The sequence below is a fragment of the Streptomyces sp. NPDC047108 genome, from assembly GCF_040643575.1.
In the GTDB taxonomy this organism is placed as follows: domain Bacteria; phylum Actinomycetota; class Actinomycetes; order Streptomycetales; family Streptomycetaceae; genus Streptomyces.
The window spans coordinates 49,096-68,426 of record NZ_JBEYUP010000024.1 but is presented as its reverse complement, the minus strand read 5'-3'; the positions used below and the strand labels follow the sequence as shown (position 1 = coordinate 68,426).

The window sequence follows — 19,331 nt, the reverse complement described above, 5'->3', positions numbered from 1 at the left end:
CAGGTCATCCGCCCCGTGCGCGGATCAGCGTCCCGCGGACGCCCGTGCGGCGTTCGAGGCCGAGGACGAACGCGTCGTCCGGGCCGCCCGTCGCTCCCGTCACCCTCCCGAGGAGTGCCCTGGGAGCGGCGGCGGGGGGCTGCGTAGGATCCGCACATGAGCCACGATCCGACAGCAGATCCGACCGCCGTCGCCCTGCCCGGCCCCGACGCGAAGACCGGCTTCCCGCGGATCCCGGGACCGAAGGCATGGACGCCTCCGGTCCCGGAGTGAGCCTGTGACCCACCCCGGACTGCTGGTTCTCACCCCGCAATACACCTCGTCGGGCGCCCTGCTCGCGCAGGCCGCGGCAGAGCGCGGGATGCTCGTCGAGCAACTGCCGCCGAGCCGCCGGGTCCCGGAGGACCTGCGGGACATACGCCCCGCACACCTTTACGGCGGACCCCGTTTCACCGCCGCCGTGGCCCCGCATATCGGGGTGAAACCGCTGGAACCGGCCGTCCATTGGCTCGCTCGCCTGCCTTATCGTTTTGTCAGCAGGGCGATCCGGGAACTCCCTCTCTCCGCCGCCCGCGAGCTTCAGCAGCCCTTCTTCGCCAAGCCGCTCGCGGACAAGTCCTTCCCCACCGACGTCTACGCCTCGGGGGTGCGCCTGCCGGGTGGGCTGCCGGACACGACGCCGGTCCAGGTGAGCGAAATCGTCACCTTCGCCGCCGAGTTCCGCCTGTTCGTCCTCGACGGCGAGGTCCGTACGGGCAGCCGCTACGCCACCTTCGGCCGCCTCGATCCCGCCCCGCTCGCCTCTTGTCCCGAACGCGAGGACCTGCTCGAGTTCGCCGGTGACCTGCTGACCGCCCGCGCCCACACGCTGCCCCGCGCCTTCGTCCTCGACCTGGGCCTGATGGTGGCGGATGTCGGGGGAGAGGGGCCGTGGGCGGTGGTGGAGGCGGGCCCGGCCTGGTTCAGCCCGCTCTACGCCTCGGACGCGGCGGCCGCGCTGGACGTGGTGCTGGAGTCCGTGGCCTCGGAGGACGACGCGGGCTGAGCGCCACCCGAGCCCGTCACCGCCGCGCCGGTCCCGCCCGGGCGCGCCCCGCTCTCTGCCGCACCCGCCGCACCGGTCCGGGAACCCGTACGGTCTCCGGCCCGCGTACGGGACCATGCCCGGAACGTCGCCTCCACCTCCCCCGCGTCCGGAACCCGGCTCATCCCCAACGCCCGCTCCGCGCCCGCGAGTACGGGTGCGATGCGCTCGGCGGCGTCCCGGAGGTCCGCCCGTAGGGGCCGGGCGCCGAGGGTGATCGCGGTGCGGATGACGTCCGTGCAGACGGACTGGGCCCGCTTGAAGTCCAGATGGAGAGGGAGATCGTTCTCCCAGCCGTTCAGGCAGGCGGGCCGACTGGCCGCGAGCGCGTCGCGCCAGCAGGCGACGGCCTCCGCCTCCTGGTCCGCGGGGTAGCCCATGAGGTGCAGGTGGGTGGCGAGGTCGTACAACGGGTCGCCGATCGCGGCGAGTTCCCAGTCGATGGTCCAGATCCGGTCGTCGGCGTCGACGACGAAGTTCTCGCGGTGCAGGTCCCCGTGGAGGAGGCAGAAGGGGCGGTGGGCGAGGCCCGTGGCCCGCTCGCGCAGCCGGTCGAGACCGTCCGGCGGGACGCCGAGTGCGGAGAACAGCTCGCCGTACTGGGCGCTGTGGCGGCGGAGCACCTGGTGCTCGGTGAAGCGGATCAGGCCGCGGAGGAAGCCGGTTGTGTCGCCGTCGGGGAGCCGCCGTTCGCCGCCGCTGCCGGGCTCCACGGTCAGGTCGCCCGGCTTGACGGCCACGAGCTGCTCGAAGAGCCGGCCGAGTTGGGCCAGGTACGAGGACGGTACGCGCGTGCCCACGGGGTGACCGGTCCCGAGCGTGCTGCCCTCGATGAAGCCGTGGAGCGGGAATCCCTGGCTCATGTCGATGACCGGTATGTGCTGGATGCGGCCGGCGAGCGCGACGAGGAGCCGGGTCTCGTTCCCGAAGGAGCGGCGGTCGAACCAGAGGAGTCCGGGCCGGGGTTCGCGGAGCTTGGCGCGGCGGAAGTGGCCGGTGAGAGAGCTGGCCGGGGGGAGCGGGACCGCGTACGCCTCGTGGTGGTAGCCCTTGAGGGGGCCCTCCACCTCCTGGTCGGCCGTCAGCCAGGCGGCTTTCCGGGGGCCGGAGGGCGAGGCCGCCGTGGGTGTCATCGAGGGGCACTCTCCGGGAAGGGGAAGGAGCAGCGTAGTGCTCTTGCCCGCCCTGCTCGCCCGACTAACGGCCCGCGCCGCCGCCGCTGCCGGGACTCCCTCCGCCGTCAACTCCGGGCAGGGGCAGGCCGGTTGTCGTGCCACGGCCTCCGGCAGGGCTCAGGCGACGGCCGTCCGGCGCAGCGCGTCGTGGATCTCGTCCATGCCGGTCACGACGAGACCGGCCCCGGCGGCCCTCAGCCGCCGCGCCTTGCGTGGCGAGCAGGCGTAGCCCAGGAACGCGGCGCCGACGGCCGCAGCGGCCAGCACGTCCGGCTCGGAATCGCCGATCAGCAGACTGGCATCGGGCGTGGCGCCGAGCGAGGCCAGGGCCCGTTCCAGGACGTCGGGATGCGGCTTCATGCGCAGATGGTCGGCCGAACGCCCGAAGACACGTCCCTCGAAGACCTCGAGGAGACCGGTGCGGTCGAGCAGGACGCGGATGGCGTCGGCGGAGTTGTTGGACGTCACGGCCAGGGGGACGCCGAGCCGGTGCAGTTCGCGCAGGACGGCTTCGGCTCCCGGTGTGGGGACCGCGCTCTCGGTGGCGGCCGCCATCTCCTGGTCGTCCAGGCATGCGCGCAGCGCCGCGTCGAGGGCGACCGTCCGCGGCGTCCGCGGGCGGCCGCCGAGGCTTTCGAGGGCCGCGCGGTAGAGGGCGAGCGGGTCGTCCTGGTTCGGCAGCGCGGGGACGGGCTCGTCGTGCTCGACGAGGATCTTCTCCAGCAGCCGTGCGGTCTCGGGGGCGCGGCGCTCCAGGCCGGGACGGCGGGCGGCGTAGAAGTCGAACATGGGGCCGTCGAGGTCGAACATGACGGCCCACCTCGTGTGGACCACCGTCGAGAGGAGGGGTGTGAGGTCGGGCATCGCGATCAGTCGTCGAACCTAGCGTCGTGGGCCAGATGGTCCCAAAGCGAATCGAACCACCGCTGGGCGTGATCCACGAACGTCGCGTCCTGGGACACCGTCTCCGTGTCGCCTCCGGTGAAGGGGAAGAGCGTCGCGCCCAGGCCCATCACGTCGAAGATCTCGAGCTTCTCCGTCCGCCCCGAGTCGTCCGCGGCTCTCACGTCCACGGGCCGCTTGACCACGCGGTACATGCCGAACAGCGCATGACGGCGGTTGATGATGTAGAGCTTGGCGATCGGGGTCAGGGGCATGGTCCTGATCTCGACCGAGACGTCCTCCACCAGGTCGCGGTTGCGCAGCTCGAGGATGGCGTCGCGCAGCGCGCCGGCGTGCCGCTTGGTCAGCATGCGATGCCGGTCGCGCGGGCGCTCGTCGTTCGGGTCGTCGACGGAGCGGGGCAGCGCGAGGTTGATGTCGGTGCTGGGCAAGAGTAGCCGTACGGCGATGCGTTGTGGCTTGATTTCTTCGCTGTGGATGCGCAGTGTCTGGGCCCGGATGTGCGCGTCCATCGACTCGGCCGTGAGGGTCATCAGGTCGAGCGTGACCGTGGGCGCCTCGAACGCCTCTTCTATGTACGGCTTCAGATGCACCATCGGTGACGATGCGCCCGCCTGGTGCGAGGGTCGGCGGGCCACCACGGCGCCACTGCCCTGACGCGATTCGATCCAGCCTTCGTGCTGGAGGTCCTGCAGGGCCCGGCGGACGGTGTCGCGCGAGACGGCGAACCGCTGGACGAGTTCCCGCTGGGTGGGGATGCGCTGGCCGTACCGGTACTGGCCGTCGCTGATCTCCATCCGCAGCACGTCCGCAACGTGCTCGAACTTCGGGTCACTCGCCTTGGCTTCGCCCGGGGCGGAGCGGTCCTGAGTCACCTCACCACCCTACAACTGCGTCGTGCCTGTACGTAATTGGGCTGCCGCAGGTCGAGCGGGTTCCCGCTTGGCCGGGCTGATGTCCGGTCGGGTGAAAGGAAGTTGGGGAGGTTGGGCGCGCGGATGTATGGCCGTATCGGGATTCGCACCTACTTCCGGTCAACTGTGTCGACCAAGTTGGTAGGTGGGTTAGTCGTTCTTCGGGCTGGGGCACAACCTTTGTAGGGCCAACCAGTCTAATTTGATGGGTGGTTGATTGACCCGGTGTCCGGCCCGTCTCGCCCATCCGACGCTGTGTGGGCGCAGAGCTTCCCGCCGTTTCGCGCACCGTCCCGAGGGAGGGACCCATCATGAACGAAACCCAGCTCGCGCCTGTCGCCGCCCTCCTCCTCGCCGCTGTCGTCGTGGGATTCGAGCAGCTCGTGCAGTGGCGCTTCGGCGCCATGGGCATCGTCGGGCTGACCATGCTTGCCGTCGGCGTGAAGGCGAAGAACGTCACCTGCAGCTGCATCGGAGCGGTGGTCCTCACGATGCTGCTCGTGCACTGACGCCCGGCACACCGGCCGTTGCACCGGCGCCCGCCACCGGCCCCGTCCGTCGCGGGCGCCTGCCCCGTCCCGCCGCCCCGCCCGCGCCGCGTCAGAAGACGTCCGGGCACCACGGGCGGCGGGATGTCCGCAGCAGCGTGTCCGCCAGCGCCGCCGCCCCCGCCCGTTCCTCCGTGACGCGCCCCAGGGATGCCAGGCGCACCGCCGACTCGTCACCCAGGTAGAGCGCGCCCAATTCGCCCACCGGCAGCGTCAGATCGGCCGTCTCCGCCGTCGGCGTGCACGACGCCCCCTCGGGAGAGGCGTCCAGGCGGAAGCGGCCGCCGGCGAGGCCCGCCGTGTCGCGGACGTCCAGCACCAGCGAGCCCGCCGTCGGGTACGTCCGGGCCTCCATCGCCCGCGGTACGTCCAGCAGCCGGACCCAGAGGAAGTCCGCGTGCGTCGTGACGGTCGCGGCGCGCGGGTCGGGGAGCAGGAGCGGCAGGAGGTCGTCCGGCGCCCGTAGGCCGGAGTGGACCGCGGTGATCCAGTCGACCGAGATCAGGAAGTGCCAGAGCGCCCGCTCCGCCTCCGGGGTCGCCGCGATCAGGCTGCGCACCTTGGCGCCGCAGTGCGGCCGCTTGGCCTCCCAGCGGTTCCGCGCCGTGTAGACCAGCAGGCCGTCGATCCGGCCGTCGCCGTCCGCGGGGCGGTGGACCGCGTAGAACGGCTCCGTCCACTCGTCCGCCGCGATGCGCAGCTCGCCCGTGGCCCGGCGCCACCAGCGCTCGTCGCGGTCCACCGCGCCGTGCTGCACCGCCCGCAGCCGCTCGTGCAGCTGGGGGCCGAGCTTGCGCACCTCGGCGCCGTCGGTCAGATCGACCCGGCCGCCGTCGCCCGGGCCCGACCAGCGCGGGTCGACACCCGACCGGGCCACGTCGACCTCCCACGCGGTGGTCCACGTCGCCGGGCCGAAGCCGTACCGCCCGTAGATCGGGTACTCCGCGGCGACGAGGGTCGACAGGACGTCGCCGCGCTCCTTGGCCTGCGCCTGGTCCGTCTCCATCATCCGGCTGAGCAGGCCGCGCCGCCGGTGGGTGGGGGAGACCGTCACGTTGGAGACGGCATTCGCCGCGACCGTGCCGCCGCCGGCCACGGTGAGCCGCTGGGCGAAGCTGCGGTACGTGCCGACGCAGCGGCCCGCGTCGAAGGCCCCCTGCGTCCGGTCCGGGTCGATACCGGGGCGGCGCATCTCGACCTCCTCGGCGGAGATCTCCGGCGCCTGGAGGAAGCCGGTCGCCATGGCGCGCATCCAGTCGCGCAGTTCGTCGCCGCTGACCGTCCTGACCTCGAGACCCATACGGCCACGCTAGGGCAGGGGACCCTCGGGGGTCCCCTGATTTTTCCCGGCCCCGGTACGGCTCCTCGCCACCGCCCGACACCCGCCCGACGTGCGAAGACCGCCGTCGGAAGGCTGCCGTCGGCGGACGGCCGTCGCACGGCCGTCGGCAGAGGTGCACCGTCGGAGGAGCACCGTCAGAAGACCGCGCGTACCTCGCCCGCCGGGCGTCCGCCGCCCAGCAGCGGGGAGTCCGCGACCCGGTCCAGGACGGGGTCCGTGACACCCATCAGCCGGAGCGCACGGGCCAGGACCGGTCCCACGGCGCGCTTGGCCCCGTCCTCGATCTTGAACGCGAGGGCGCGGCCGTCGGCCAGCGCCACCGCCTGTACCGCCTCCGCCCCGACCTTGGCCAGGGCGCCCGGCACCTCCCGCATCAGCCAGGTGTCGATGCGGCGCGTCCCCGCCACGTACTCGGGGTGGGCCCGCATCGCATCCGCCACGCGCCGCTCGGCGCTGCCGGGCCCGGCCGTGACGTGGAAGCGGAACGCGCGGGCCAGCCCGGTGAGGGAGAACGCCAGCAGCGGTGCGCCGCAGCCGTCGACGCCGGTGTGCGCGACCTTCTCGCCGCTCGCCTCCTCGATCGTCTCCCGCACGAGGAGCTGCAGCGGGTGCTCCGGGTCCACATAGCCGTGAACCGGCCAGCCCGCCGCGACGCACGCGGCGAGCATCGCCGCATGCTTCCCCGAGCAGTTCATGGCGACGGGATCGGCCGAGCCGCCGGCGGCCAGGTGCGCCTGGGACTCGACCGGGTCGATCGGGAGATCCGCCGGGGTCCTGAGGGCCGCGGGGGTCAGTCCCGCCTCCGCCAGCATGGTCCGTACGAGGTCCTGATGGAACCGTTCGCCCGAGTGGCTGCCGGTCGCCAGCGCCAGCCGCTCGCCGGAGAGATCGGCGCCGGCGCGCAGCACACCGGCCGCCTGCATGGGCTTGTTGGCTGACCGGGGGAAGACCGGCGAGACGACGTCGCCGAGCGCCAGTTCCACGTCGCCCCCGCGGCCGAGGACGACCAGCGATCCCCGGTGGAGGCTCTCGGTGAACCCGGACCGGACCGCCTCGGCGAGCACGGGTGCCACCGTCCCGCCGGAGCGCTCGGCCTCAGCGATCCGCCGTTCCTCGGCGGCCGGAGCAGCCGGGCCCCGAGCCTTCCCGGCGACCGGAGCGCCCTGTCCCTGTGCGGCGCTCTCCGCCGTCCCCATGTCCCTTGTGCGTATGCCGTCCGTCATGCCAGCAGATCATCCACCTGTGCCTCGCCGTCGCGGTACCGGCGGGCGATCTCCGCGCTGCAGCCGTCTGCCGTCCGCTGGAGCTGCTGCCGCCGCCACGACACCTGCTGCTCGCAGCGCACCAGCCGGCCCATCGCGCCGAGCAACTCCTCGTCCGTACGCGACTCCAGGTCCGACAGCTCGACCTCGGACAGCATCTCCTCGGCCAGTTGGCGGTACTTCTCGCTGTGCGGGGTGCCGAGCGTCACATGCCGCGCCGAACGGCCGTTGCTCGGACCGTCCGCCAGGATCTCGTGCAGCCGGTCCACGACGGGCGACTCCGGCGCCGCACGGCGGGCCTGCTCCGCGCGGAGGATGTCGATCCGGCCCTGCAGCAGCCGCCGTACGTAACTGAGATCGGCCTCCTCCTGCTGCGACTGGCGGCGCAGGGACCGCAGTTCGGGCAGCCGCAGGGACTGCAGGTCCGGCTGCGGGGCGTCGGTCAGCGCGACCGGTGCGCTGCGTTGCGTGGGCGGGCGGCTGGTGGTGGCCGCTCGGCCGGTGCCAGGTGTACTCATGCCTCATCCGTCCCCTCGTCCGGTGCGGCAGCAGGGTGCCGTGATGCGCACCGCTTGTGATGCATCGTGCCACTATCGCCGGTGCACGTGCATCGGCACCGCTGCGGATAGGACCCGGACGGACGCAGGGCATGATGGTCCGTATGCGTGCTGTGGTGCAGAGGGTCGACGGGGCGAGCGTCGTCGTGGAGGGGGAGACGGTCGGCGAGATCGTGGGCCCCGGGCTGTGTGTGCTGGTGGGCGTCACGCACGACGACACCGAGGCCAAAGCGGCTCAACTGGCCCGCAAGCTCTGGTCGGTGCGCATCCTGGAGGACGAGAAGTCCTGCTCCGACGTCGATGCGCCGCTGCTCGTGATCTCCCAGTTCACTCTCTACGGTGACGCCCGCAAGGGGCGCAGGCCCACCTGGAACGCGGCGGCTCCGGGCGAGGTCGCCGAGCCGCTCGTCGACGCGGTCGTCGCGCAGCTCAGGGCGCTGGGCGCACACGTGGAAACGGGCCGGTTCGGAGCGGCCATGAAGGTCTCGCTCACGAACAACGGCCCGTTCACCGTGCTCGTCGAAGTCTGAGCCCGGCGGGTCCGGCTCCCCCCTGCGGAGCCGTTCTCGCCGCGGAGGCGGTGCGCGGCCGCCGCCGCGAACCCGGAGAGCGGATCGCCGCGGGGCGCCGGGCTCCCGCGGAGATCCGCATCCGTGTCACTCCGTACGGCTCTACTTCACCGAGCCCGCCATGACGCCCTGGACGAAGTGCCGCTGGAAGGCGAAGAACACCACCACGGGCACGATCAGGGACAGGAAGGCACCGGGCGCCAGCACACCGATGTTGCTGCTGAACTGGCGCATCTCGGACTGCAGGGCCACCGTCAGCGGCTGCGAACCGCTGTCGGCGAAGATCATCGCCACCAGCATGTCGTTCCAGACCCACAGGAACTGGAAGATGGCGAGGGAGGCGATGGCCGGCCGGCCGAGCGGGAGGACCAGCTGGATGAAGATCCGCCACTCGCTTCCGCCGTCCATCCGCGCGGCCTCCAGCATCTCCCGGGGGATCTCCGCGAAGTAGTTGCGGAGCAGGAAGACGGCGAACGGCAGACCGTACGCGACGTGGAAGAGGACCACGCCGGGGATGGTGCCGAAGAGGCCGACGGCGCCGAACATCTTGGCCACCGGCAGCAGACCGACCTGGACGGGCACCACGAGCATGCCCACCACGATCAGGAAGATCCAGTCGCGTCCGGGGAACTCCAGCCAGGCGAAGGCGTATCCGGCCAGGGCCGCGACGACCACCACCGTGATGGTGGCCGGTACCGATATCGCCACCGTGTTCCAGAAGGCGCTGACGATGCCGGAGTCCTCGAGCAGGGTCGAGTAGCTCTCGAACGACAGGCTTCCGGCGCCGGTGAGCGCCGTCCACCAGCCGCTGGTGGCGTTGTCCGTGTCCGGGCGCAGCGAGGAGATGAACAGGCCGGCGGCCGGGGTGAGCCAGACGAGTGCGACCAGAGCCAGGCCGACCTGCACCAGGCCGCGGCCGGCACGCTGGGCCAGCCAGGTGGCGGGGCGGCGCTTCGGCGCCGCCGGCCCGGCGTGACGCCGTGAGGTCGTCCGGGGAGGGGCGTCGACGGTCATGACTGGCTCCTGCGGAAACGTCGGATGTTGAGGATCATGGCCGGGACCACCAGGACCAGCAGGAGTACGGCGAGCGCGCTGCCGAGGCCCTGGTTGTTGCCGCCGCCGAAGGAGACCTGCCACATCTGGAGGGCCAGGACGTTGGCGTCCTGTTTCACGGGGCCCGGGGCGATGATGTAGACGAGGTCGAAGACCTTCATCACATTGATCACCAGGGTCACGAAGACCACGCCGAGCACGGGTGAGAGCAGGGGCACCGTGATCCGGCGGAAGATCTGCCACTCGTTCGCCCCGTCGATCCGCGCCGCCTCCAGGACGTCACGGGGCATGGCCGCGAGGCCCGCGCCGATGAGCACCATCGAGAAGCCGGTCCAGATCCACAGGTAGGCACCGATGATCGCGGGCGTGATGAGGGCGGGGCCGAGCCATTCCACACCCCCGTACGGTTCGGCGAAGTTCGCCGCGGGGAGCCGTAGGGAGTAGTCGCCCGCCTTCAGACCGGTGATGCGGTACGAACCGTCGGCCGCCGTGGTCGCCTTGTCCACGACCTTGCCGTCCTGGACGGCTTCGACGGTCATGTTCGGCAGGCCCTTCTCCTTCGGGTCGACCTTGCCGGGCTTGCCGCCACCGCCGAACGTGAAGTCGAACCAGACCACGCCCCGCAGCTCGCCGTCGGCCGCCGACGCGGCCGCGCGCGCCGGCTTCGCCTGCTTCGGCAGCTCCTTGGGCGGCACGCCGACCAGACCGAGGTCGACGGTGTTGCCCGGGGACGCCTTGTCCTTCGTGGTGTACGAGCCGTCCTTGCCCTTGTCGAGAACGGAGTTGTCCTTCGGGTGGGCGGAGGGGTAGCCCTGGCTCTTGTCGAAGGCGTCGTGGATGCCGACCGCGGCCGCGTTGAGCACACCCTTCTCGGGGTCGTGCTCGTAGACGACGCGGAAGATGATGCCGGCGGCGAGGAACGAGATCGCCATCGGCATGAACAGCACCAGCTTGAACGCGGTGGCCCAGCGGATCTTCTCGGTGAGCACCGCGAGGACCAGGCCGACGCCGGTCAGCAGGGCGGGGGCCACCACGACCCAGATCGCGCTGTTGCGGACGGCGCTCATCGTCGCCGGGTCGCGGAACATCTCCGCGTAGTTCTCCGCGCCGACGAACTCCGTGCCCGAGGCGTCGAAGAAGCTGCGGCCGACCGTGAACAGGATCGGGTACGCGACCAGCGCGCCGAGCAGGAGCAGCGCCGGCAGAAGGAAGACCAGGGCGACGAGCTTGCGCCGCCGGGCCGCCCGCTGGCGGGGGGTGGGGGCGCCGCCCCCCTTACGGGACGGCGCCGTCGTGGAGGTGTCGGGCGGAGCGGCGCCCTTCACAGAAGTGGCAGACATGGGTAAGGCCCTCAGTTCTGGGTGTCCTTGTACGCCTTCGCGGCTTCGGCCTCGAGCTTCTCGGCCGCGGCGGCCGGGTCGGACGGGTCGCGCAGGAAGTCCTGGAGGGCCTTCCACATCCCCTTGCCCTGGGTGCCGCCGAAGGCCGCGGGGGTCTGGTCGGACAGGTCGAACCGGACGGAGTTGCCGGCCTTGACGATCGACTCGGCGGTCGTGCGGCTGGTCTTGTCCTGGTAGGCGCCCGTGTCCAGCTTCTCGTTGGGGGAGATGAAGCCGCCGGCCTCGGCCCAGATCTTCGCCGCCTCCGGGGTGGCCATGAACTCGACCAGCTTCATGGCCGCTTCGCGGTTCTTGCCGGCCTTGAGGACCGTCGCGGCGTCACCGCCGCCGACGACCGGCGTCTTGCCGCCCTTGACGGCGGGGAAGCCGAAGAACTTGGCGTCCTTGCCGACCTTCTTCTTGAACTCGCCGGAGACGATGCCGCCCACGAAGTCGCCCTCGTAGACCATGCCCGCCTTCGGCTCGGTGCCGAAGACGTTCTCGACGGACTCGGGGAAGTCGGTGCGCAGCGCCTCGGAGTTGCCGCCGGCGACCAGGTTCTTGTCCTTGAACAGCTTGCCGAGCGTGGTCAGGGCCTTCACCACGGACGGGTCGGTCCACTTGATCTTGTGCTCGGCGAGCTGGTCGTACTTCTTCGGGCCCTCCTGGGAGAGGTAGACGTTCTCGAACCAGTCGGTGAGCGTCCAGCCGTCCTCGCCCGCGACGGAGAAGGCGGGCAGGCCCGAGTCGGCCAGGGTCTTGCCGGTCTTCAGCATCTCGTCGAAGGTCTTCGGCGGCTGAACTCCCGCCTGCGCGAAGGCGTCCGGGCTGTACCAGACCGTCGACTTGTGCGAGGCCTTGAAGTAGAGGCCGTAGTACTTGCCGTTGATGGTGCCGTAGTCCCGCCACACCGGCGCGAAGTTGATGCCGGCCTTCTCGTAGACCGTGGCGGACAGCGGCTGGAGCCAGTTCTTGTCGGCGAACTGCTTGAGCACACCGGGCTGCGGCACCATGACGACGTCGGGCGCGTTGCCGCCCTCGATCTTGCTGCCGATGACGGTGGAGACGTTGTCGCCGGTGGAGATGAAGTTGGTCTCGGCGCCGGTCTCGTCCTCGAAGGCCTGGAGCACCTTCTTGAAGTTCTTCTGCTCGACGCCGGTCCACACGCCCGCGACCGTCACGGACTTGCCCTTGAGCTCCTGCTTGCCGTCGCCCGACGAGCCGCTGCCGCCGCACGCCGTCGCGGTGAGGGCGAGGCCGAGGGCCACGGCCCCGGTCGCGGCGGCACGACGGCGCCGCTGGTCGCCTCTGGTGGTGCGCTTCATCGGGTGACTCATGAACTGGTTCCCTTCGTGGAGAGATCGCTGATCCACCAGGCAGCGGTGGAGCCGGGGAGGATTCCCGGAGGGCAGTCGCCGCTCGCGAGCAGCGGAGTCCCGGCTACGGGCGCCGGTACGGATTCGAGGCCGAAGTTGACCGCGCAGACCAGGCCGTCGCCACGCTCGAAGGCGAGGACCCCGGGCTCCGTCTCCAGCCAGCGCAGCGGGCCTTCGCCGAGCTGGGGCAGGTTGCGCCGCAGCGCGAGCCCGTCGCGGTAGAGGTGCCAGAAGGAGCGGGTGTCGGACAGGGCGCGGTCGGTGGCGTGCTCGGCGAACCACTCGGGCTGCGGCAGCCACGGCCGCGCCGCACCGTCGCCGCCGGCGGTGAAGCCGAACGGCGAGGCCTGGCCGGACCAGGGCAGCGGCACGCGGCAGCCGTCGCGGACGCGCAGCCGGCTGCCGGTCCTCCGGAAGATCGGGTCGGTGAGCACGTCGTCCGGAAGGTCGACGACCTCGGGCAGCCCGAGCTCCTCGCCCTGGTAGACGTACGCGGCGCCGGGCAGGGCCAGCATGAGCAGGGCGGCGGCGCGGGCGCGGGAGGGGCCGACGGTGGTCGTCTCCCCGGCGTAGCGGGTGACGGTCCTGACCTGGTCGTGGTTGTTGAGGACCCAGGTGACGGTGGAGCCGGTCCCGGCGATGTCGGTGAGCGCCTCGGAGATCGTCTTGCGGAACGCGTCGTGGTCCCAGTCGGCGCTCAACAGGTCGAAGAAGAACGCCTGGTGGAGCTCGTCCGGGCGGACGTACTTCGCGTGCTCGCGGGCCGTGGGCACCGACACCTCGCCGACGAGCAGCCGGTCGAGGCCGTCGGCGGCGGTGTACTCCTCGCACACCGCCCGCCACTGGCGCCACACGTCGTGCACCTCGGGCTGGTTCCAGGCCAGCGGGTTGACGGAGTCGCGGGAGCGCTCGTCGGCCATCGGGTCGGGGGAGTCGGGCAGTTCGGCGTTCTTGAACAGCCCGGCCGCCACGTCGATGCGGAAACCGTCGACCCCGCGGTCCAGCCAGAAGCGGAGGATCTCGTCGAAGGACGCGGCGACCGACGGGTCGCGCCAGTTGAGGTCCGGCTGCTCCGGGGTGAACAGGTGCAGGTACCACTGGCCGGGTTCGCCGTCCGGCTCGGTGACCCGCGACCAGGCCGAGCCGCCGAACATGGCGTGCCAGTTGTTGGGGGGCAGTTCGCCGTTCTCGCCGCGCCCTTCGGCGAAGTGGAACCGCTTGCGGGCCTCGCTGCCCGGGCCGTCCGCGAGGGCGGCGCGGAACCAGGCGTGCTCGCTGGAGCAGTGGTTGGGGACGATGTCGATGAGGACCTTGAGCCCGAGCCGCTGGGCGTCGGCCACGAGGTGGTCGAACTCCCGCAGGTCGCCGAAGACCGGGTCCACGCCGCGGTAGTCGGCGACGTCGTAGCCGTGGTCGTGGTGCGGCGAGGGGTAGAACGGGCTGAGCCAGATGCCGTCCACGCCCAGCTTTCTCAGGTAGGGCAGCCCGGCCCGGACCCCGGCGAGATCGCCGATGCCGTCGCCGGTGCTGTCGAGGAAGCTCCGGACGTAGACCTGGTAGATCACCGCATCCCGCCACCAGTGCTGGGTGTCGGCGGCCGTGGCTATGTGCATTCCCGTTGACCTGTCTGTCTGGCTCGACGCGCCCCGCGATCCACTCCGCCCCGGCGCGTTATGCATGCATGTTAAGTAGCCGTTTCCAACAGGTGTCAATGAGTCTGCGGCAAAATGAGGAGCATCCCGGGGGAACTTGTCCGGGTTGAGGAGAGAATAGTGAGGGAGCGCCTGTACCTAACAGGTAAGTAGTTACTCAGATGGTGCGAGCTGCAGGGTGCTCAGCACGGCGCGCAGGGCTCAGCCCCGGCGCACGATCGCCTCGAGCTCCCGCGCCAGCCGGGACACGGCCCGCCCCGGCGTCTCCCGCTGTGCCATCGCGTCGGCCGCCACGGCCTGGACGGCGAGGTTCACCTGCTCGTACCGCGGGCTCTTGGGGCGCGGCTTCGCGGCGAGCACGCTCTTCTTCAGCGTCGGCAGATACGGATAGCGGCGCACCAGATCCGGATCCGTGTACACATCGGCCCACACCGGCGGCAGCGCGCCCTCGGTGAGCACCCTGCGCTGGACCTTCTCGCTGGAGAGGAACGCCAGCAGGTCGGCCGCCGACTCCTTGTGCCGGGAGTTGGCGTTGACGGCGAGGTTCGAGCCGCCCAGGACGCCCGCGGCCGTGCCGTCGGGACCCGGCAGCGGCACGACGCCGAACTTCCCCGCGACCTTCGAGTCCGCGGCCCCGGCCAGCCGGTGGGCGTACGGCCAGTTGCGCATGAAGAGCAGCTTCCCGTCCTGGAAGGCCCGGCGGGACTCCTCCTCCTTGTACGTGAGCGCTTCCTTGGGGATCCACCCGTCGCGTACGCCGTCCGCCAGGAAGGCCAGGCCCTTGCGCGCGGCGTCGGAGTCCACCGTCACCCGGGCGCCCTCGTCCGCGAGGACGGAGCCGCCCGCCGACTGCACGGCCTCGGTCGCGTTCACGGTCAGCCCCTCGTACGGCAGGAACTGCCCCGCGTAGCCCTCCAGCCCGTACTTCGGCGCCACCGTCCGGGCCAGCCGGGTCAGCTCGGCCCAGGTGCGCGGCGGCTTCGCGCCCTCCTTGCCGAGGATGTCCTTGCGGTAGTAGAGGAGGCCCGCGTTGGTGACGTACGGCAGGGCGTGCAGCCGGCCGCCGAACGTGGCGGTGTCCACGACGGGCGGCAGGAAGTGCTTCAGCGGGAAGCGGTCGGCCTCCAGCGGCGCGATCCACCCGGCGGCCGCGAACTCCGATGTCCAGGCGACGTCGATGTTCAGGACGTCGAAGCGGTCGCTGCCGGAGCGCAGGCTGGTGGTCATCTGGGCGCGGACCTCGTCCGCGGCCTCGGGCAGCTCGACGAGGGTGACCTTCTCGGCGGGGTGGGTGCGGTTCCAGTCGGTGAGGACACCGCTCAGATAGCTGGTCGTGTCCCGGCCGGTCACCAGGGTCATGGGGCCCCGGCCGTCGCCGTCGGCCGGTTCACCCGCCGTCGCGCCCGTGCCCGCGTACCCCGCGAGTATCAGCGCCGCCACCAGGAGCCCTCTACCCGCGGCGTGCCTCCACCGCATAGGTTCCTCCTTGGCACATGGTGCCGGCCCGCCTTGCGTCCTCCGCGCCCCTGTATACCTGTTAGGCATGCGCGATACTAGACGTCGCGGACATATACCAGGGCGACGCGGCTCACAGCCCGTGACGGCCCTGCTCAGCCGCCCGTATCGTCACCTAACGAGCAGGTAACAGTGCATGGCACCGGGGAGGAGGGAGGGCAAGCGTGCGTCTGCCCCTCCTGGCACTTCTCGCCCAGGGCCCGGCCCATGGGTACGAGCTCAAGACGGCCCTTGAGAAGCTTCTGGGCGCCGCGTACCCTCAGCCGAACGTCGGGCAGATCTACGTCACCCTCGGCAGGCTCGAGAAGGCCGGGCTGATCGAGGGCGAGGAGGTCGCCCAGTCGAGCCGGCCGAACAAGCGCACCTACCAGCTCACCGACGCGGGACGTGAGGCGGTGGCCGCCTGGTTCGAGGAGCCGACCGACGAGCCCCGGGTGCGGGACGAGTTCTTCATGAAGCTCGCCATCGCTCCGGACACGGGGATGGCCGACCCGATCGCCCTGATCAACAAACAGCGCCGCCACTACCTGAACACCATGCGTGATCTGTCGAAACTGGCCGCGGCCGAGGACCGGGACAACCCGGTCTCCCAGTTGCTCATCGAGGGCGCCATGCTCCATCTGCAGGCGGACCTCGACTGGCTGGAGCGCTGTCAGGAGGAGCTGGAATGAGCCGCGAGCCACGCGACACCACGCCCGCCGGTGACGGCGGGACCACCGACGCCACCGCCGCTGCGGACGCCGGGGACACCGCTGCCGCGGACACCGGGGCCGCCGCTGCCGTGGACGCCGGGACGGGCACCGCCGCGGCCGACGCCGTCATACGCGCCGAGGGCCTGGTCAAGACGCACCGGCCCGAGGGCGCCCCGGTCAAGGCCGTACGAGGCGTGGACCTGTGCGTCGAGCGCGGCGAGTTCGTCGCCGTCACCGGCCCCTCGGGTGCCGGGAAGTCCACCCTCCTCCACCTGCTCGGCGGTCTGCACCGCCCCGACAGCGGGCGCATCTGGCTCGAGGGCGAACGGGTCGACACCTACAGCGAGGCGCGCTGGGCGCTCCTGCGCCGCCGCCGTATCGGCATCGTCTTCCAGTTCTTCAACCTCGTCTCGCACCTCACCGTCGCCGACAACGTCGACCTGCCCGCCCTGCTCGCCGGAAGCTCCCCGCGCCAGGCCCGCGAGAGCCGCACCGAGCTGCTGGGCGAGCTCGGCCTTGAGGGCAAGGAGAACTCCACACCCGCCGAGCTGTCCGGTGGCGAGCAGCAGCGCGTCGCGCTCGCCCGCGCGCTGGTCAACCACCCCGGGCTGCTGCTGGCCGACGAGCCCGCGGGCAGCCTGGACAGCAAGGGCACCCGCGAGGTGCTGCGTCTGCTGACCCGCTACCACCAGCGCGGCCAGACCATCGTGCTCGTCACCCATGACGCCCGTATGGCCAGCGCCGCGGACCGGGTGATCAGCCTCTTCGACGGACGGATCGCCGACGACGCGACGCTCGGCGACTCGACGGGCCAAGGCCCGTCCGGGAAGCGGCGCCAAGGCGGCGTCTCCGGCATGCTCGAGCTGAAGGGCTGAGAAGGATGCGGGCCACGGTGCGCCGCCCACGCGGCGCCGCCCCGCGCAGGGCGGGCCTACGCGCCGCCCTGCACCGGCTCGTCCTGCGCGTGACCGAACCGCGGGCCGGGGCGCGGGCCACGGCGCGCTGGGTGCGCGCCGATCTCCGCGCGCACCGCGGCGAAGCGCTCTTCCTCGTCCTGGCCACGGCCGGGATCATCATCTCGCTGCTGCTCGCCGGCGCCTTCCTCGCGTACGCGGCCAACCCCTGGCAGCGGGTGTTCACCCAGTCCACCGGCGCCCATGTCTGGCTGCAGACCAAGGGCGCGACCGACGCCGGTGCCCTGGCCGAACTCGACGGCGTCGAGGCGGTCTCCGGACCGTTCGGCACGGCCGGGGCCACCGCGGAACTCGGCGGCACCCGGGCCACCGTGCAGCTCCGCGCCGCCGAGTCCCAGCCGCCCGAGATCGCCCGTCCGCTCGTCGAATCCGGCCGCTGGCTCGACGCGGGCGACGAACGCGGCGGGAACGGGATCGTGCTGGAGTCCACGCTCGCCCGCGCCCTGTGGGCCGAGCCGGGCGACAAGCTGACCGTCCGCGACACCGGCGGCCAGGTCCACACCCTGCGCGTCACGGGCGTCGCGGACACCGCGGAGGCCCGCTACAGCCCCGGCGAGACCCCCGGCATCGCCTGGGTGCCCCCCTCGACGCTGCACCAGGTCGAGCCCGACGCCGACCGCCGGGGCCAGACGACCGGGCTGCGCCTCGCCGACCCCGACGACACGGACTTCGCCGTCCAGCGGGCGGTCACCGAGGTCGGCGCCGACCAGGTCGCCAAGGTCTCCACCTGGCAGGGCGCACGGGCCGACGCCGAGGGCGGCGACCGCCTCCTCGGGCTGCTGCTCGGCCTGTTCGGGCTCGGGGCCCTGCTGGCCGCCGCGCTCGCCGTGGCCGGGGCGATCAGTACGCGCATTCGCGGCCACCTGCGGGACATCTCCATCCTCAAGGCCATCGGATTCACCCCCGCCCAGCTCGTCCGCACCTTCCTCGTCGAGCACGCCGCCCTCGCCGTCCTCGGCGTGGCCCTCGGCGCGGTCCTCACCGAGACGCTCGGCCCGCACATGCCGGGCCGCGTCGGCGAGGCGATGCGGCTGTGGCAGGCGCTGCCCGCGCACACCTGGATCCCGCTGGTGATCCCCCTCGGGGCGCTGCTCCTGATCACGGGGACGACGGGCCTGGCGGCCTGGCGTGCGGGCCGCGTCCCGCCGGTTCCCGTGGCGCACGCCGCCGTCCCCGCGGTACGGCGCATGACCGGGACCGTACGGCGCGCCCTCGGGCTCCGCCTGCCGCCCGCCCTGGTCCTGGGCTGGCGGGGTGCCTTCAACTCGCGGGCGCGCTCCTTCGCGGCGGTGGTCAGGCTGGCCGTACCCCTGCTGCTGATCACCGTCGTCCTCGGCACCTGGACGACGCTGGACCGTTTCGAGAACCAGCCGGAGAGCGTCGGCATCCCGGCCCCGCTCAGCGTGCGCGGCGACAGCGTGGACGACGGCTCGGTGCAGCGGATGCTGAAGGGCCGCCCGGAGGTGACCGCGGCCTACCCGGGCGCGGAGGTCGAGGCGCTGGTTCCCGGCCAGACCGGCACGATCACCCTGCGCGGCCTGGGCACGGCGCAGGACCCGTACCCGTTCACCATCGCCGAGGGGCGGGCCGCGGACGGGCCCGACGAGGCGGTGGCGGGGCAGGGGCTGCTGGATCTGCTCGATGTGGAGGTCGGCGACTGGGTGCGTATGACGGTCGAGGGCAGCCCGCAGGTGCTGCACATCGTCGGGCGCAGCATCGAGCCTGAGGACAGCGGCCGGGTGATCTCCACGTCCGTCGACACCCTGAAGGAACGGGACCCCACCTTGCGGCCCGGCTTCTACCACCTCGCGCTCGCCGAGGGCGCCGACCCGGGTGCGGTCGGCGAGAAGCTGTCCGCGGCGCAGGGCGGGCGGCTCGACGTCCGCGAAATCCCCAACCCCGCGGACGAGTTGTCGGCCGTACGCGGGGTGCTGGCCGGGCTCGTGACCGTCCTCGCGCTGATCGGGCTCGCCGAGCTGACCACGACGATCGGCGCGGGCGTACGGGACCGGCGACGCGATCTCCTCGCCCTCAAGGCCATCGGTCTGACGCCGCGCCAGATCATGGCGGTGATCGTGGCCGGGACGGGGTTCACCGCACTGGCGGCGGCCGTGGCCGGGACCGCGACCGGTGTGCTGGCCGCGGGCTGGCTCATCGACCTGCAGGGCAGCTCCAGCGGCATCGGGGCCGGGATAGCCCAACAGCCCCCGCTCGCCGCGCTGTTGCTCCTGGTGGCGGCGGCCGTGGCGGGGGCTGTGGCGGTGTCGGTGCTCCCGGCGTCGCGCGCGGTCCGCCAGCGACTGGCGGACACGCTGAGCGACACGCTCTGACGAAGG

General features: G+C 71.9%; 17 protein-coding genes. 6 read left to right on the top strand and 11 right to left on the bottom strand.

The genetic code is table 11. The features are described 5' to 3' along the window. The first annotated feature begins 277 nt into the window (after window positions 1-277). On the top strand, window positions 278-1,045 hold the full coding sequence (locus tag ABZ822_RS29415; RefSeq protein WP_360860850.1) for an ATP-grasp domain-containing protein: 768 nt from the start codon (window positions 278-280) through the stop codon (window positions 1,043-1,045). On the opposite strand, the gene ABZ822_RS29410 is transcribed toward ABZ822_RS29415, so the two are convergent. From ABZ822_RS29410 to ABZ822_RS29400, 3 genes are all read right to left on the bottom strand, one after another. Next, window positions 973-2,217, bottom strand: a complete 1,245-nt coding sequence (locus ABZ822_RS29410) for a phosphotransferase (protein WP_360860848.1) — start codon at window positions 2,215-2,217, stop codon at window positions 973-975. The genes ABZ822_RS29415 and ABZ822_RS29410 overlap by 73 nt on opposite strands. Before the next feature lie 159 nt (window positions 2,218-2,376). Beyond that, window positions 2,377-3,069 (bottom strand): HAD family phosphatase, encoded by a 693-nt coding sequence (locus tag ABZ822_RS29405; protein WP_360860846.1) that lies wholly within the window; start codon window positions 3,067-3,069, stop codon window positions 2,377-2,379. 59 nt (window positions 3,070-3,128) lie between these two features. Next, the gene (locus ABZ822_RS29400) at window positions 3,129-4,037 is read right to left on the bottom strand and encodes a GntR family transcriptional regulator (RefSeq protein ID WP_360860844.1); all 909 of its coding nucleotides are present in this window, start codon (window positions 4,035-4,037) and stop codon (window positions 3,129-3,131) included. Between the two features lie 350 nt (window positions 4,038-4,387). On the opposite strand from ABZ822_RS29400, the gene ABZ822_RS29395 reads away from it, so the two are divergent. Further along, window positions 4,388-4,585 carry a hypothetical protein gene (locus ABZ822_RS29395; protein WP_360860842.1) on the top strand — a complete coding sequence of 66 codons (198 nt, stop codon included), beginning with the start codon at window positions 4,388-4,390 and terminating at the stop codon, window positions 4,583-4,585. A gap of 91 nt (window positions 4,586-4,676) precedes the next feature. Here ABZ822_RS29395 and ABZ822_RS29390 read toward each other — a convergent pair whose 3' ends face one another. The 3 genes from ABZ822_RS29390 to ABZ822_RS29380 form a co-directional block, all read right to left on the bottom strand. Then, entirely contained in the window at window positions 4,677-5,924 is a 1,248-nt protein-coding gene (locus ABZ822_RS29390; protein WP_360860840.1) for a GNAT family N-acetyltransferase, read from the bottom strand. A 176-nt stretch (window positions 5,925-6,100) separates the two neighbouring features. Continuing rightward, complete coding sequence (locus ABZ822_RS29385) at window positions 6,101-7,189, bottom strand: asparaginase (RefSeq protein ID WP_360860838.1); 1,089 nt, start codon at window positions 7,187-7,189, stop codon at window positions 6,101-6,103. Continuing rightward, window positions 7,186-7,746, bottom strand: a complete 561-nt coding sequence (locus tag ABZ822_RS29380; protein ID WP_360860836.1) for an ABC transporter substrate-binding protein — start codon at window positions 7,744-7,746, stop codon at window positions 7,186-7,188. Before ABZ822_RS29380 ends, ABZ822_RS29385 begins: the two co-directional genes overlap by 4 nt. A gap of 143 nt (window positions 7,747-7,889) precedes the next feature. Here ABZ822_RS29380 and dtd point away from each other — a divergent pair, with 143 nt between their 5' ends. After that, window positions 7,890-8,315, top strand: coding sequence for a D-aminoacyl-tRNA deacylase (gene dtd / locus ABZ822_RS29375; protein ID WP_360860834.1), 426 nt, complete (start codon window positions 7,890-7,892; stop codon window positions 8,313-8,315). Window positions 8,316-8,456: 141 nt separating this feature from the next. On the opposite strand, the gene ABZ822_RS29370 is transcribed toward dtd, so the two are convergent. From ABZ822_RS29370 to ABZ822_RS29350, 5 genes are all read right to left on the bottom strand, one after another. After that, window positions 8,457-9,368 carry a carbohydrate ABC transporter permease gene (locus tag ABZ822_RS29370; protein WP_360860832.1) on the bottom strand — a complete coding sequence of 304 codons (912 nt, stop codon included), beginning with the start codon at window positions 9,366-9,368 and terminating at the stop codon, window positions 8,457-8,459. After that, window positions 9,365-10,747 (bottom strand): ABC transporter permease subunit, encoded by a 1,383-nt coding sequence (locus ABZ822_RS29365; protein WP_360860830.1) that lies wholly within the window; start codon window positions 10,745-10,747, stop codon window positions 9,365-9,367. Before ABZ822_RS29365 ends, ABZ822_RS29370 begins: the two co-directional genes overlap by 4 nt. A gap of 11 nt (window positions 10,748-10,758) precedes the next feature. After that, window positions 10,759-12,123, bottom strand: a complete 1,365-nt coding sequence (locus ABZ822_RS29360) for an extracellular solute-binding protein (RefSeq protein WP_360860828.1) — start codon at window positions 12,121-12,123, stop codon at window positions 10,759-10,761. Further along, a complete protein-coding gene (locus ABZ822_RS29355; RefSeq protein ID WP_360860826.1) occupies window positions 12,120-13,775 on the bottom strand; it encodes a glycoside hydrolase family 13 protein in 1,656 nt (551 codons plus the stop codon). The genes ABZ822_RS29360 and ABZ822_RS29355 overlap by 4 nt, the downstream gene beginning before the upstream one ends. Before the next feature lie 240 nt (window positions 13,776-14,015). After that, the gene (locus ABZ822_RS29350; protein ID WP_360860824.1) at window positions 14,016-15,290 is read right to left on the bottom strand and encodes an ABC transporter substrate-binding protein; all 1,275 of its coding nucleotides are present in this window, start codon (window positions 15,288-15,290) and stop codon (window positions 14,016-14,018) included. Between the two features lie 203 nt (window positions 15,291-15,493). Here ABZ822_RS29350 and ABZ822_RS29345 point away from each other — a divergent pair, with 203 nt between their 5' ends. From ABZ822_RS29345 to ABZ822_RS29335, 3 genes are all read left to right on the top strand, one after another. Next, window positions 15,494-16,000 carry a PadR family transcriptional regulator gene (locus ABZ822_RS29345; RefSeq protein WP_360860822.1) on the top strand — a complete coding sequence of 169 codons (507 nt, stop codon included), beginning with the start codon at window positions 15,494-15,496 and terminating at the stop codon, window positions 15,998-16,000. After that, window positions 15,997-16,896: an ABC transporter ATP-binding protein gene (locus ABZ822_RS29340; protein WP_360860820.1), complete on the top strand. Its 900-nt coding sequence runs from the start codon at window positions 15,997-15,999 to the stop codon at window positions 16,894-16,896. The genes ABZ822_RS29345 and ABZ822_RS29340 overlap by 4 nt, the downstream gene beginning before the upstream one ends. Window positions 16,897-16,985: 89 nt before the next feature. Continuing rightward, a complete protein-coding gene (locus ABZ822_RS29335; protein WP_360860914.1) occupies window positions 16,986-19,325 on the top strand; it encodes an FtsX-like permease family protein in 2,340 nt (779 codons plus the stop codon). Window positions 19,326-19,331 lie beyond the last annotated feature (6 nt).

Bases quoted from the DNA above. Each gene is read 5' to 3' on its own strand.
- ABZ822_RS29405 (WP_360860846.1), bottom strand. From the start codon at position 3,069: ATGTTCGACCTCGACGGCCCCATGTTCGACTTCTACGCCGCCCGCCGT.
- ABZ822_RS29380 (WP_360860836.1), bottom strand. From the start codon at position 7,746: ATGAGTACACCTGGCACCGGCCGAGCGGCCACCACCAGCCGCCCGCCC.
- ABZ822_RS29385 (WP_360860838.1), bottom strand. From the start codon at position 7,189: ATGACGGACGGCATACGCACAAGGGACATGGGGACGGCGGAGAGCGCC.
- ABZ822_RS29370 (WP_360860832.1), bottom strand. From the start codon at position 9,368: ATGACCGTCGACGCCCCTCCCCGGACGACCTCACGGCGTCACGCCGGG.
- ABZ822_RS29350 (WP_360860824.1), bottom strand. From the start codon at position 15,290: ATGCGGTGGAGGCACGCCGCGGGTAGAGGGCTCCTGGTGGCGGCGCTG.
- ABZ822_RS29410 (WP_360860848.1), bottom strand. From the start codon at position 2,217: ATGACACCCACGGCGGCCTCGCCCTCCGGCCCCCGGAAAGCCGCCTGG.
- ABZ822_RS29395 (WP_360860842.1), top strand. From the start codon at position 4,388: ATGAACGAAACCCAGCTCGCGCCTGTCGCCGCCCTCCTCCTCGCCGCT.
- ABZ822_RS29355 (WP_360860826.1), bottom strand. From the start codon at position 13,775: ATGCACATAGCCACGGCCGCCGACACCCAGCACTGGTGGCGGGATGCG.
- ABZ822_RS29365 (WP_360860830.1), bottom strand. From the start codon at position 10,747: ATGTCTGCCACTTCTGTGAAGGGCGCCGCTCCGCCCGACACCTCCACG.
- dtd (WP_360860834.1), top strand. From the start codon at position 7,890: ATGCGTGCTGTGGTGCAGAGGGTCGACGGGGCGAGCGTCGTCGTGGAG.
- ABZ822_RS29360 (WP_360860828.1), bottom strand. From the start codon at position 12,123: ATGAGTCACCCGATGAAGCGCACCACCAGAGGCGACCAGCGGCGCCGT.
- ABZ822_RS29390 (WP_360860840.1), bottom strand. From the start codon at position 5,924: ATGGGTCTCGAGGTCAGGACGGTCAGCGGCGACGAACTGCGCGACTGG.
- ABZ822_RS29340 (WP_360860820.1), top strand. From the start codon at position 15,997: ATGAGCCGCGAGCCACGCGACACCACGCCCGCCGGTGACGGCGGGACC.